This is a genomic window from Frankia sp. CgJB1, from assembly GCF_977947065.1.
Genome location: NZ_CDWTNB010000101.1, coordinates 2,795 through 14,751, shown reverse-complemented (window position 1 = coordinate 14,751; position 11,957 = coordinate 2,795). Strand labels below are relative to the sequence as shown.

13 protein-coding genes and 1 pseudogene are annotated in these 11,957 nt (G+C 68.6%); 8 read left to right on the top strand and 6 right to left on the bottom strand.

What is annotated here, in order from left to right; genetic code table 11:
- The 5 genes from AC08OT_RS12745 to AC08OT_RS12725 form a co-directional block, all read left to right on the top strand.
- A partial coding sequence (locus AC08OT_RS12745; RefSeq protein ID WP_476602846.1) for an AMP-binding protein occupies window positions 1-1,070 on the top strand: 1,070 nt, incomplete at its 5' end.
- A 106-nt stretch (window positions 1,071-1,176) separates the two neighbouring features.
- Window positions 1,177-1,854 (top strand): PaaI family thioesterase, encoded by a 678-nt coding sequence (locus AC08OT_RS12740; RefSeq protein ID WP_476602845.1) that lies wholly within the window; start codon window positions 1,177-1,179, stop codon window positions 1,852-1,854.
- Entirely contained in the window at window positions 1,855-2,106 is a 252-nt protein-coding gene (locus AC08OT_RS12735; protein WP_476593166.1) for an acyl carrier protein, read from the top strand. It begins immediately after the preceding gene.
- Window positions 2,103-3,041, top strand: a complete 939-nt coding sequence (locus tag AC08OT_RS12730) for an SAM-dependent methyltransferase (RefSeq protein ID WP_476593165.1) — start codon at window positions 2,103-2,105, stop codon at window positions 3,039-3,041. The genes AC08OT_RS12735 and AC08OT_RS12730 overlap by 4 nt, the downstream gene beginning before the upstream one ends.
- Before the next feature lie 31 nt (window positions 3,042-3,072).
- Window positions 3,073-3,999 carry an acyl-ACP desaturase gene (locus AC08OT_RS12725; RefSeq protein ID WP_476593164.1) on the top strand — a complete coding sequence of 309 codons (927 nt, stop codon included), beginning with the start codon at window positions 3,073-3,075 and terminating at the stop codon, window positions 3,997-3,999.
- A 131-nt stretch (window positions 4,000-4,130) separates the two neighbouring features.
- Here the strand turns inward: AC08OT_RS12725 and AC08OT_RS12720 are convergent, their stop codons facing one another.
- Window positions 4,131-4,946, bottom strand: coding sequence for a ferritin-like domain-containing protein (locus tag AC08OT_RS12720; protein ID WP_476593163.1), 816 nt, complete (start codon window positions 4,944-4,946; stop codon window positions 4,131-4,133).
- A 417-nt stretch (window positions 4,947-5,363) separates the two neighbouring features.
- Here AC08OT_RS12720 and AC08OT_RS12715 point away from each other — a divergent pair, with 417 nt between their 5' ends.
- Window positions 5,364-6,920 (top strand): FAD-dependent oxidoreductase, encoded by a 1,557-nt coding sequence (locus AC08OT_RS12715; protein ID WP_476593162.1) that lies wholly within the window; start codon window positions 5,364-5,366, stop codon window positions 6,918-6,920.
- Between the two features lie 148 nt (window positions 6,921-7,068).
- Here AC08OT_RS12715 and AC08OT_RS12710 read toward each other — a convergent pair.
- Both AC08OT_RS12710 and AC08OT_RS12705 read right to left on the bottom strand, forming a co-directional pair.
- A pseudogene (locus AC08OT_RS12710) lies at window positions 7,069-7,728 on the bottom strand (sulfotransferase family protein).
- A gap of 238 nt (window positions 7,729-7,966) precedes the next feature.
- Window positions 7,967-8,443, bottom strand: coding sequence for an Hsp20/alpha crystallin family protein (locus AC08OT_RS12705; protein WP_476602844.1), 477 nt, complete (start codon window positions 8,441-8,443; stop codon window positions 7,967-7,969).
- Window positions 8,444-9,196: 753 nt separating this feature from the next.
- Between AC08OT_RS12705 and AC08OT_RS12700 the strand changes: the two genes are divergently transcribed.
- Window positions 9,197-9,460: a hypothetical protein gene (locus AC08OT_RS12700; RefSeq protein ID WP_476593160.1), complete on the top strand. Its 264-nt coding sequence runs from the start codon at window positions 9,197-9,199 to the stop codon at window positions 9,458-9,460.
- Here AC08OT_RS12700 and AC08OT_RS12695 read toward each other — a convergent pair.
- The 3 genes from AC08OT_RS12695 to AC08OT_RS12685 form a co-directional block, all read right to left on the bottom strand.
- Window positions 9,439-9,753, bottom strand: a complete 315-nt coding sequence (locus AC08OT_RS12695) for a hypothetical protein (RefSeq protein ID WP_476593159.1) — start codon at window positions 9,751-9,753, stop codon at window positions 9,439-9,441. The two genes, AC08OT_RS12700 and AC08OT_RS12695, sit on opposite strands and share 22 nt — an antisense overlap.
- Window positions 9,750-9,935 (bottom strand): hypothetical protein, encoded by a 186-nt coding sequence (locus AC08OT_RS12690; RefSeq protein ID WP_476593158.1) that lies wholly within the window; start codon window positions 9,933-9,935, stop codon window positions 9,750-9,752. The genes AC08OT_RS12695 and AC08OT_RS12690 overlap by 4 nt, the downstream gene beginning before the upstream one ends.
- 174 nt (window positions 9,936-10,109) lie before the next feature.
- Complete coding sequence (locus tag AC08OT_RS12685; RefSeq protein WP_476593157.1) at window positions 10,110-11,054, bottom strand: LysR substrate-binding domain-containing protein; 945 nt, start codon at window positions 11,052-11,054, stop codon at window positions 10,110-10,112.
- A 239-nt stretch (window positions 11,055-11,293) separates the two neighbouring features.
- On the opposite strand from AC08OT_RS12685, the gene AC08OT_RS12680 reads away from it, so the two are divergent.
- Window positions 11,294-11,957, top strand: a 664-nt coding sequence (locus AC08OT_RS12680) for a peroxidase family protein (protein WP_476602843.1), incomplete at its 3' end; no start/stop codon positions are given.

Genomic DNA, 11,957 nt, shown 5'->3' with positions numbered 1-11,957 from the left:
GTGCGATCATGACCGGCATCCCGATGACCGTCTGGTCCCCGGCGGACTTCGTCCGTGACCCCGCCGGCTGGCTGCGCTCGTTCCTCGCCAGCGGCGCCACGATCTCGCCGGCGCCAAACTTCGCCTACGACGACCTCGTCCGGGCGATCGACCCGGACGAGGTACCCGGGCTGGACATACGCCGGTGGCGCGTCGCGCTGAACGGAGCCGAGCCGGTCTCCGCGGTCGGCGTTGAGCGCTTCCTCGACCACTTCGCGCCGGCCGGGTTCGCCCCCACGGCGATGTTCCCCGTGTACGGGATGGCCGAGGCCACCCTGGCCGTGGCCTTCCCGCCGCTGGGCCGCGCCCCCGTGGTCACCTGGGTCGACCGGGACCGACTCGCCGCCGAGGGAATCGTGACGGAGGTCCCGCGCGAGCATCCGCGCGCCAAGGGGCTGGTCGCCGTCGGCCGGCCGGTCCGCGACATCCGGATTCGCATCGCCGACCTGCACGGTGACGTCCTGGCCGATCCGCTCGGCGACGGTCTGGCGCCGAGCCTGCGGGTGGGCGAGATCCAGATCCGGGGTGGTTCGGTCACCTCGGGCTACCTCACCGCGGGGGGCCTGACGACCAGGGGCTTCACCGCGGACGGCTGGCTGCGCACCGGCGACCTCGGCTTCCAGCGCGGCAACGATCTGTTCGTGACCGGCCGAGACAAGGAAATGATCATTATACGCGGCATGAACTACTACCCCGAGGACGCCGAAGCGGCGGTGCGTGACCTTCCGGGCGTGCACCGACGTCGCGTCGTCGCCTTCGGCTCCCCCGACCAGCCAGACGCCGCCGACAGCCCCCCGGACGCCACCGGAGCGAAGGCTGCCGGCGGCGTCACGGTGGTCGGCGAGACCGCGCTGACCGAGCCCGCGGACCGAGCCCGACTCGCGACCGACCTGCGGATGGCGGCAACTGCGGCGCTGGGGCTATCCACGGTGACGGTGCGTCTGGTCGGGCCCGGCGCGCTGCCCCGTACCTCCAGCGGCAAATTCCAACGGCTGGCGGTACGCGACCTGGTCGGGCGCGGTGTGCTCTGACCCGCAAGCCCCGCCTCCGATTCCGCACGCCCAGCGCGTTCCGCGCCCATCGACCAGCCGCGCGTTCCGCGCCTATCGACCAGGGAGCCCGATGCACAGCCACCTGATGACGCCGAGCCCTGACGGCCCGCGGGAAGCCGACGATCCGGAGGACTACCTGAGCGTGCCGTGGTCCGTGCTCGCGGACTATCGGTGTTTCGGCTGCTCGCCGCACAATCCGCACGGGCTGCAACTACGCTTCTCCGCCCACGCCGACGGCATCTCGACCCGTTTCCGATTCGAACGCCGGCACGAGTCTTATCCCGGCGTCGTGCACGGTGGCCTCATCGGAGTGATCGTCGATGAGACGATGGGCAATCTGATCGTGCTGCAGGTCGGGCTCACCGCGTTCACCACCGCGCTGCGGGTGCGCTACCTCGCCCCGCTGAGCGTCGGCGCCGAGTACCGCTGCGTCGCCCGGCTGCACGGCGTCCCGGATGGTACCCCCGGCCGCGGGGACGCGGCACCGGTCGGCGGCACGGTCGGCGGAGCGAACAGCGGCGTAAACGGCGGCAGAGCAAACGGGCTGGTGCACGCCGAGGCCGAGATCCTCGACGATGCCGGGACGCTGCTCGCGACCGCAAGCGCAACCCACCGCCCGACCCCGATGGACACCGCCCGGGACCGGATGATGCTGAATCCGACCGAGGCCGACCGTGTCGCGCAGGCACTGGCGGCGACGCTCACCAGACCACCGGCCACCGGGTCCACCGCCGCCGGCCTCCCCACCTCAGAGGAGCACTGAATGTCAGTGTCGTATGCGGAGATCGTCACCACCGTCACCGCCATCGTCGCTCGTGAGCTCGGCATCCCGGTCGAGGACCTGGCTGCGGACGCCGATCTGCGCTCCGTGGAGGGCGCGGACTCGGTGAAGGTGCTCCGGATGATCGCCCGGGTAGAACGCGAGTACGACGTCGAGCTCGAGGACGAGGACGTCTTCTCGGCGGTCACCGTCGCCGACGTCGTCCAGGCGGCGCTGCAGGTGCAGGCCACATGAACTCGCCCGTCACCACCGCACCGGAGGCTGCGGTGGGCCTCGCCGCCGGGCCCACGACGGCCACCGGGCCCACGACGGCCACCGAACCCACGACGGGCACCGAACCTACGACGAGCGACACCAATCAGCACTACGACCTGCCGCCCGAGGTCTTCGGCCTGTTCCTCGATCCCCTGCGCAAATACAGCTCGGGTCTTTACCGCACGGAGCACGACACCCTCGAGCAGACGCAGATCGCCAAGCTCCACTTCGTCGCCGATCGGCTCGGCCTGCGCCGCGGTGGTCGCGTCCTCGACATCGGATGCGGCTGGGGTTCGCTGACGCTGTTCATGGCGGTCGAGTACGAAGCCGAGGTCGTCGGGGTCTCCCCCGCGGGGCGACAGCACGCCTACATCGCGCAGCGAGCTGCCGAACTCAGCGTGAGCGACCGCGTCACCACGGTCCAGGGCCACTTCGAGACGGTCGAGTTGCCCTCGGGGAGTTTCGACGCAGTGACAATGCTCGGCTCGATCGTGCACATGCCCGACCTCGATGTCGTGTTCCGGCGGGCCCGGGCGCTGCTGCGCCGCGACGGACGGCTGTACGTGTCGGAAAGCTGCTTTCGCAACGCGGCCACCCGGGGGGCGTTCGACCATCGGGAAGGGACCGAGTTCGTCCGCGCATCGATCTTCGGCTGGGGGGACATGCGGCCGCTGTCCGACCTCGTCACCGGTGCCGAGGACGCCGGTTTCTCCCTGGCAAGCCTAGACGATCTCACCGACGACTACCGGCGCACCATCGACGACTGGCTGGTGAACGTCGACGCGGCCGCGGAGCGGATCGACGCGATCCGCCCGGGAACGGCCGCGACGCTGCGCCGCTATCTGGAGGTCGCGAACGCCGGCTGGGGCTACACCACCAAGCACTACGCGCTGGTGTGCCGCAAGGCACGCTGACCGCCGCCGAGAGAGGAACGGGATCCACATCATGACGGCATCCGACATTCTCCGGCCGGCGTTCGGCCAGGCCCGCGGCGTCGAACCGCCGCGAGCCCCCGCACGCCCGGCCCTGGCGCCGCTGCTTCCTCCCGCCGAGGTCGAGGCGGCCGTCATCGCCTTCCACCAGGCGGGCTCCACCACCCGCCGCTTCAACGTCGAATCGACGTTCGCCTGGGAGAACGCCGACGCCGATCGGCTCACCGAGGGACAGCGCTCCGCGGTCCGGTTCATCACGTTGATCGAGGACCACCTGCCCGGCTACTTCGGCGTGTACGAGCAGGCCTTCCCGCTGAACCCCGACGTCGACGTCGAGACCTTCGTGCACAACCGGGAGCTCTACCACTTCACCGTGCGTTGGGCGCAGGAGGAGGACAGCCACGCCCGGGCGCTGTTCCGCTACCAGGTCGCCGCCGGCATCGCCGATCCCGACGAGCTGCGGCGGGAACTGGCGGCCGAGGGGCGCAAGCACTTCGAACTGCCGCACGACCACGCGGTCTCGCTGTTCGCCTATGCCCTGGTCCAAGAGAAGGCGACCCAGCTGTACTACCAGCAGCTGCGGGCGGTCGTCGGCGATCCGGTGTTGGCCGATCTGCTGAACCGGCTCGCCAAGGACGAGGCCCGGCACTTCACCTTCATGGCCGACATCGTGGAACGGTACCTGCGCCGCCACGGCGACGCCGTCGTCGAGCCGATCCGGGAGGCTATCGCGCACTTCCGGATGCCACTAGCCGACACAATTCGGAGTTACTGGCGCTGGGCCCTGCGGATCGCCGAGACTGCCCGCTACGATCACACCGACGCTTACCCGCACCTCATCCGGGTGGTCAACCGGGCGGTCGACGTCCGCACCGACAAGGTCGACGAACTGGTCCGCTTCGTCGACGCCTGCCGGTCGACGACCCTGGACACCCCGTAGGACTCTGCCAGGACCAACACGGCAGCAGTGGCCCGTCCTACGAAGCGGCGGCCGGTGAATGTGGGGGGCCTGAGCACGGTCTGCGATCCCTGGACCGTGCTCAGGTCCCCACAACTCGGCCGCCGAAGCGGTCAGGGCATCGCCTCCACCAGCGCCTGCCGGATGTCGGAGTTCCGGTTGAACTCCCGGCCCAGAACACTGCCGAGCGCCTTGCGGATCTTCATCTGGAGCTGTTCCAGCGTATCCGGATCGGAAACCTGCAAGAACACCTCGAACGCGGTGTCAATGGTCTCGTGGCCCTGAAGGTCTTCGAGCAGGCGATGCTTGAATTCCCCCACCGGATGCTTGATCCGATTGTTCGACATGTAGAAGTGGAACGTCTCCAACACGGATACAAGCTCGTGCGGATTCCGCTCCAGCCGGCGCTTCGCGAAGTACATGAGCTCCCGAGCATGACCGGCTTCGTCCCGGCTGGCGCGCAGCATGAGGTCCGCCAGCACCGGCTCGCGCACCCATTCCGACATCGTCCGGTAGACCGTGTTCACCGTCATCTCCGAGATGACGTTGGTGATCAGAGTGGCGCTGGGCGTGGTACCCGGTACGTAGGGCTCGCGCAACGCCTCGATCCGGCGCTGGTCGATCTGGGCGTTCACCGCCTGCAGCCACGCCCGGAAGGCGTAGTGGTGCTGGAGCTCCTGGTAGCCCCAGATGTTCACGAAGGCAGAGCAGTCGTAATCGTCGATGAACTCGTTGAGAAAGCCGTGCACCGCTGCGATGGAGGTGGCCTCGCCCATGACCGCGCCCTTGACCAGCGCGATGTACTCGGGCTGGATGAGATCCCTGCGGATCTCATCCAACGGCAGGTCGACCAGCTTCCACTGCAGCCGCTCATAGTGCTGGAATACGTCGAAGCTGTGCGCGTTCTCGATGGTGTCGGAGGTCGCCATGCTGCAATCTCCCCTGGCCCGGTCCCGTCGACCTGTGCAGACTAGTTTCTATTTCACCACAATTAGTTTGACAATATCGGCGGCCGGTCATTACATCATCCCATCGATCGATGGGAACAGGCTATCGTACCCACGACAAAGTCCCTGGATTTTTATGATGTTCTCGCCCAGGATTCCGGGAAGATTAACCCACGAGTCGATCCGGCGGGCCGACAATACCCATGGCTGCTCTGGCTCCATGAACCTGCTCCATGCACCTGCTCCATGAACCGCACGAAAACCGCGCGAGAGGCCGGGTAAGAGGGAGTTCATGTGACACCTGCTGCGCACGCTGCTGACGCGGGTCAAGAAGCTGGAGCTGCCTGGAACCGCTCAGTGACAGCCTCCAAGGCAAGCCGGACGTCAGCTTCCGCGGCCTTGCAGGACTCCCTGTCGCCCCGCGGTACCCGCGGGCACGCTGTCGTCCTCGGCGCCGGGATGGCCGGACTCCTCGCGGCCCGGGTGACGGCCGAGTTCTTCGACCGGGTGACGATCATCGAACGAGATGACCTCACCACCGAGGGTACTCGCCGCGGCGTGGCGCAGGGATCCCACCTGCACGCCCTCACCGAACGAGGCCGGTTGTGCCTGGAGGAGCTGTTCCCCGGGTTCACCGACACCGTGACCGGCCACGGTGCGCCCCGCGCCCACATGCTCGTCGAGACCCGGTGGTACGTCCGCGGGCTGCGGTTGTACCCCACCGACACCGGGCTCACCTCCCTGCTGGCAAGCCGGCCGCTGCTGGAGGGCGTGCTGCGGGAGGCCATACTCGCTCGTTCCCAGGTCCGCCTGCTGCAGCGGGTGCGCGCCGTTGGGCTGGTGGCGCGGCCCGGCCCGGGCGAACCCGGCCGGATCGTCGGGGTCCGGGTCGAACGCCTCGATGGCGGCCCGCGGCCAGACGACGCCCGAGTCAACGGCTCCAGCACCCGGCCCGACAGCAGCACCCGGCCTGACGGGGTACGCCCTGCGGATGCGCACCTCGACGGCGGCGAGGTCATCGAGGCGGATCTGGTCGTCGATGCGACCGGCCGCGGCTCCCGGGCAGCGGACTGGCTCGCCGCGCACGGGCTGCCCGTGCCCGTGCGGGAGCAGGTCGACGTCGACCTCGGCTACACCTCCCGCGTCTACCGGCGACGCGCGAGCGACCTCGACGGCCAACGCGCGGTTATCATCTCGACGATTCCCGGGCTGCGCGGCGGTGGCGCCGTCGCGCAGGAGGACGATCGGTGGATCGTCACCCTGGCCGGCATGCTCGGCGAGCATCCGCCCACCGACCCGGACGGGTTCGCCCGCTTCGCGGCGACCCTGCCCGCTCCCGACATCGCCCGGCTCATCGCCGACGCCGAGCCGCTCGGGGACCCGATCCCCTACCGCTTCCGCGGATCGGTGCGACGCCCGTACGCACGCCTGCGCGAGCCCAGCGCCGGCTTCGTCGCCCTCGGGGACGCGGTGTGCACCCTCAACCCGCTGTACGCCCAAGGGATGACGGTCGCGGCCCAGCAGGCGCTGGCGCTGCGGGACGCCCTGCGGGATACGCCGGACGCGCTCGGCCCACCCGCCGCCCGCACCGGCACCTCCGCCCGCACCGACGCCTCCGGCCGCACCGGCACCGATCTACCCCGGCGGTTCTTCACCGCCGCGGCCGTTCCCGCCGACCTGGCCTGGTCCCTGGCCACCGGAAATGATCTAGGATACCCACAGGTGCAGGGACGGCGCACCCCGCGGATCAGGCTGGTCAACGCCTACCTGCCCCACGTGCACGCCGCCGCGCACACCGACCCGGTGGTGGCCCGGGTGTTCATGCGGATCATCAATCTGGTCGAACCGCCATCGGCACTGCTGCGACCGGACGTCCTCACCCGGGTGCTACGCGCCCGCCGCTCCCCCGCGGCGGACCGGAGCCCGACCCCGAACGGATCTGGTCACCGAAGATGACCAGATCCGTTCGGGGCTCTCGCGGGCACCGATCCGCGTCGACGGCGTGGGATGCGTTGCCCAGCCGGAACCCGGATCAGCTCCGAAGGGAGGGTGCTACGGGTCCCGGGCCGGGAATCCCCGCCTCAGCTACTGGGCTGGGCGGGGTTCACGGGTGGACAGCACTCGCGCTCATGGCCGCGGCGACACGTTCATGGTGTTTCGCCGCGTAGGCTTCTCGATTGTTCAGCCGGGGGAACTGTTCCCCCGGAACCGGCACACCGAGGAAGTCGCACAGGGGACCCCATCCCTGGGCGATGTCGAATACCAACAGACGGTCGGCTGAGATCTCGCGTTGCACCGCGGCATTGTGCTCCGCGAAGACCTGTAGGGCGTATTCCTTGTCCGCGAAACGCCCCTTGAAGACACCGTCCCACACCACCAGATTCATCATGGTGATCACGCGCATGGCTTCCGCGCTCATTCTCGCCGGTCGGTTCGATATCGCTTGGAACAATGTGTTCCGCGCACTGTCATATCATTTTTCCGGGTCGCGAACCGTAAGAATCATTCGAGCCGACGGGTAGTGGGCGGCGAGCTCCCGCCAGAACCGGGCACCCGGCCAATCGACTGTCGATCTGTACTGGCCATACAGCGAGTCCCAGTCCGCAGGAGCACCTTCGGCGGCACTCGTCCATGCAGCGATAGTCTCCCGGTGCGCGAGGACCTCGTCCATGTGATGACAAGGGCCGTAACCGAGCTGTTCGAGGGCCAACTTGAGCGAAAGCGTTCCGGTACGCCCGAAGCCCGCACCAATGATGTTGGTCATACCCCTCCTCGAAAGACAACGGATGCAATATTAACGACCACTTCGTTGCGAGTCCAGAGGGAATTTTGATAATCTATCATCTTGGTAGGGATTATGAAGTTATAAGTGCCGTAACTATCCGCACCCGGTTGCCCGGTGTAGTTTTATGGAAGATTCAGGATTCACCACGGCGCCGCGGCCGGGCGGGCACGGCACCGCTGGCGATAGCGGACACGCGGACAGCGGCCCCGCCGCCGGGTCAGCTGCCGCCGTCACTGCCGCCGGTGACCTCGATGTGCCTGGGCTGACTCTTCCTGGACTTGGCGAGCCGGATCGTCAGCACCCCGTTGTCCAGCGTCGCGCTGACCGACTCCGGGTCCACCTCACCCGGCAGCACGATGCGATGTTCGAACCTGCCCACCCGGCGGGTCTGACGGCGTAGCACACCCTTCCGTTCCCGCTCCTTGATCTCACCGGTGACCCAAAGCTCGTTATCCTGCAGGTCGATCGAGACATCGCGGCGGCGTACCCCGGGGAGCTCGAGTTCGACGATGTAGGCGTCGTCGGTCTCCTCGATGTCGACCGGGACGACGACGGCGGCCAACAGTCCAACCGGTCGGCCTTCCGCACCACCGACGACGTCGCCGAGCAGGCTTCCCATCCGGGTCCAGGCGTCCTCGATCTCCCGGAACGGATCCCACCTGATCACCGGGGCCGGACGTTGGCTGCTTCGCACCGGAAATGCCATGAGATTTCTCCACTCGTCAGCATCATTTCGACATCATTCGATTCGACGACGCAATCAGCCATTGTCGGCAAAATACTTCCACCGCCGTCTACCCGGTCGTCGGCGGGTAAATCAGCCGCAGCGGGAAATACTGGCCACCACTCCGGGGCTGTTCCGCAACCGCCGGGACGGTGAACGACCGGCGCGGCCTCTCCGGGACGGCCACCGCCCGGGCACGCAGCACCCGGGCAGATACGGAGGCCGCGAAGCAAGGCGGTCCCGCCATCCCCTCGAATCAGTTTTCCTCATCAAGGCGAGCCGGCGGGAGATTGGCCCTGCCCGCTGACGGACAATGGGCCCAAAGTCCTTCTACCCAGCTCCGCCCGCAGGAAACCACAGCCAGGCGACGGTGGCGACGGTGCGGGCATCACGGCATACCGGGAATGGCCGTTGCATTCTACCCATCTTCCTCGTGCCGGCGCAGACCTCGACTTGCTGGCGAGTGCGGCAGCAGCATTTTTGCGATCAGTTGAGATTTGTGTTAATCGGGTGGATGACAAGGGCGGCAGTGGGCATGAGGCAGCCGGCGCGGGTGTCCCAGCCGAGATGGTCACCGCCGTGGACACGGCCCGGGCGAGACGGCCGGTACAGCCGCTCGATGCCGGATTCCCGACTCGCCCCGTTGATCTACGGGCGCCGTGATGGAGGCCGGGCCGGATGGTCGGGCCAACCCTCGAACAGGCCGGGAGGAGGGGATATCCGATGACCGCCTTCGAACTGGACAGCTCGCTGGTCGACAAGTTCGCAACCGGCGATCTCGATCCACGGGAGGAAGCGACCCTTGCCGAGCAGCTGGCGCGTCTCCTGGCGTTCCACTGGAACCTGCCCCACCCGCTCGAGGCCACGTTGTCGCGGATCATCGCTCACCTGGGGGGTCAACGCGCCCTGTTGGCATGGCTGGACCGGCATCCTGGAGCAGGAACAGCACGATATCCTCGCGGCCGTCAGCCAGCAATCCGCTGGTAGGCGTCCGGCCAGTCCGCCTTCGCCGCCACCGCGCAGAACCCCTTCTCCTCGATCAGCCGCCGGGTCATCGCGGCGCGGGCGGCGTAGCACTCGTGGGTGCCGTGCGACGCCTCGCCGATCAACACCAGGCTGGCGTCACCAACCAGATCGAACAGCCTGTCGCCGGCCGGAACGCCGTCCTGGACCGGCACCATCTCGGATCGGACGACGGCCGCGTCCGGGCGGTACACCACGGTTCCCGCGGGAAGCCGGGACGTCGCCGCCGCGCGCAGCAGACCGCGCACCTGTTTCATCGGTGGTCTGGGTGAAATCCCAGTAGGACTGCCCGACCGCGAAGAACGGCGACGGCGTCGTCGCACACCACCTCGTCCGCCAGCGCCGTCAGCTCCCGGCAGGTGGAAGAGGGTGCCGCCGGCACGGCGACGACGATCCGGGCCGGCTGCAGTTGCCGCAACGCCTGGATGGCGGCCCGCATACTCGCGCCCGTGGCCAGGCCATCATCCCCCTGCCCATTCGGCGGCAAGATTCGCTTGATGCCCAGCACGGAGCGAGGGAAACCGTGTGTCCGTGGTCGGCCGGCCGGCGACGCCCGACCGGTGGGTCTCGCGGCCGGCCTGCTGCATTCACCGGAGCCCGCCGAGGGCGCGCGTCAGACCGCCGCGGCCGGCACCGGGGCGAGGGCGAGACCCGTCCCCGGCAGGGCGGCCCGCACCTCGGCGGCGAGCAGGTTCCAGTCCGTCACGCAGGCCGAGGTCGAGCGGTAGGCCAGGCCGACGCGCCGGTGCGGCGCGGGCCGGCGGAACGTGGCAACGGCCAAGCCCCGCCCCTCGCCGACCTCGACTCCGACGGCGGCGGCGGGGACGAGGGTCAGCCCCAGGCCACCGGCGACCATCTGGACGATCGTCGACAGGCTCGCCGCACGCAGGGTAGAACGCTCCCGTGCCCCCGCCTCCCGGCAGACCTCGAGCGCCTGGGCCCGGAAGCAGTGCCCGTCCTCCAGCAGGAGCAGGTCCTGCCCGCCGATGGCGGCGACCGGCACGGCGGCGCCACCCGCCAGCGGGTGATCCGCGGGGGTGACGAGGACGAAGTCCTCGTCGTACAGCGGAATCTCGGCTGTCCCCGGCTCATCGGTGGGCAGAGCAAGCAGCGCGAGATCGAGCGCACCGCCGCGCAGCTCCGCCAGCAGGGTGGCCGTCTGGGACTCCCGCGGCCGCAGCCGTGCCTGCGGCCACCGTTCCCGCAGCGTCGGCAGCAGCCGTGGGAGCAGGTAGGGGGCCACCGTGGGGATGACCCCGAGACGAATGTCACCGACCAGGGGTTCCCGGGCCCGGATGGCCAGTTCGCCGATGTCGTCGACGGCGCCCAGCACCCCCCGGGCCCGCCGGACGATCTCCTCCCCGAGTTCGGTGAGCAGGACGCTGCGGGTGGTGCGTTCCACGAGCTGGACGCCCAGGGTGCGCTCGAGCGCCGCCACCGCGCTGGACAGCGTCGGCTGACTGACATGCAGGGCCGCCGCGGCGCGGCCGAAATGCCGGTGATCGGCCACCCCGACGAGGGCGCGCAGCTGGGCCAGGGTCGGTTGCGGACTAGCCATAGATTGAGGCTATCAAAGTTGCGAAATTTTTCGATTTCTCTTCCGAGTGGCCGACCGTGACAGTGTGACAGTTGTGACAGTTGTGACAGTGAAGTCATCCCTGCGCGGCTTCTCGATCAACGAGGCCGTCGACGAGGCCGCCACCGAGGCCGCGGCCATCTACTGGGGCCGGTGTCACGGCTGTTCCACCGCACGCGTTCCTGATCGCTCTTGATATCCGTCTATGCCCGGAGGGTCCCATGTCCGAGAACCATGACGCAGTCGTGTACGACATGAATGCGGAGAGCGGCGGTGGCTGCCCAGTCGCGCCCGGTCGCGCCCCGCACCCCACCCAGGGCGGCGGAAACCGCGGCTGGTGGCCGAACCAGCTCAACCTGAAGATCCTCGCCAAGAACCCCGCCGTGGCCAACCCCCTCGGCGGGGAGTTCACCTATGCCGAGGCCTTCAGGACCCTCGACCTCGCCGCCGTGAAGCAGGACATCGCGGAGGTGCTGACTACCTCGCAGGCCTGGTGGCCGGCCGACTACGGTCACTACGGCCCGTTCATCATCCGGATGGCGTGGCACAGCGCGGGCACCTACCGCATCAGCGACGGCCGCGGTGGTGCGGGTGCCGGCCAGCTGCGTTTCGCTCCCCTTAACAGCTGGCCGGACAACGCGAACCTCGACAAGGCTCGCCGCCTGCTGTGGCCGGTCAAGAAGAAGTACGGCCAGAAGATCTCGTGGGCCGACCTGATGATCCTCGCCGGCAACGTCGCCCTGGAGTCGATGGGCTTCGAGACCTTCGGCTTCGCCGGCGGCCGGGTGGACGTCTGGGAGCCTGACGAGGACGTCTACTGGGGCCCCGAGACCACCTGGCTCGACGACGAGCGCTACACCGGCGACCGGGAGCTCGAGAATCCCC

Excerpts from the sequence above, each read along its gene's own strand:
- AC08OT_RS12725 (WP_476593164.1), top strand. The coding sequence starts at position 3,073 with ATGACGGCATCCGACATTCTCCGGCCGGCGTTCGGCCAGGCCCGCGGC.
- AC08OT_RS12690 (WP_476593158.1), bottom strand. The coding sequence starts at position 9,935 with ATGCGGGCCGCCATCCAGGCGTTGCGGCAACTGCAGCCGGCCCGGATC.
- AC08OT_RS12730 (WP_476593165.1), top strand. The coding sequence starts at position 2,103 with ATGAACTCGCCCGTCACCACCGCACCGGAGGCTGCGGTGGGCCTCGCC.
- AC08OT_RS12740 (WP_476602845.1), top strand. The coding sequence starts at position 1,177 with ATGACGCCGAGCCCTGACGGCCCGCGGGAAGCCGACGATCCGGAGGAC.
- AC08OT_RS12685 (WP_476593157.1), bottom strand. The coding sequence starts at position 11,054 with ATGGCTAGTCCGCAACCGACCCTGGCCCAGCTGCGCGCCCTCGTCGGG.
- AC08OT_RS12720 (WP_476593163.1), bottom strand. The coding sequence starts at position 4,946 with ATGGCGACCTCCGACACCATCGAGAACGCGCACAGCTTCGACGTATTC.
- AC08OT_RS12695 (WP_476593159.1), bottom strand. The coding sequence starts at position 9,753 with ATGAAACAGGTGCGCGGTCTGCTGCGCGCGGCGGCGACGTCCCGGCTT.
- AC08OT_RS12700 (WP_476593160.1), top strand. The coding sequence starts at position 9,197 with ATGACCGCCTTCGAACTGGACAGCTCGCTGGTCGACAAGTTCGCAACC.
- AC08OT_RS12735 (WP_476593166.1), top strand. The coding sequence starts at position 1,855 with ATGTCAGTGTCGTATGCGGAGATCGTCACCACCGTCACCGCCATCGTC.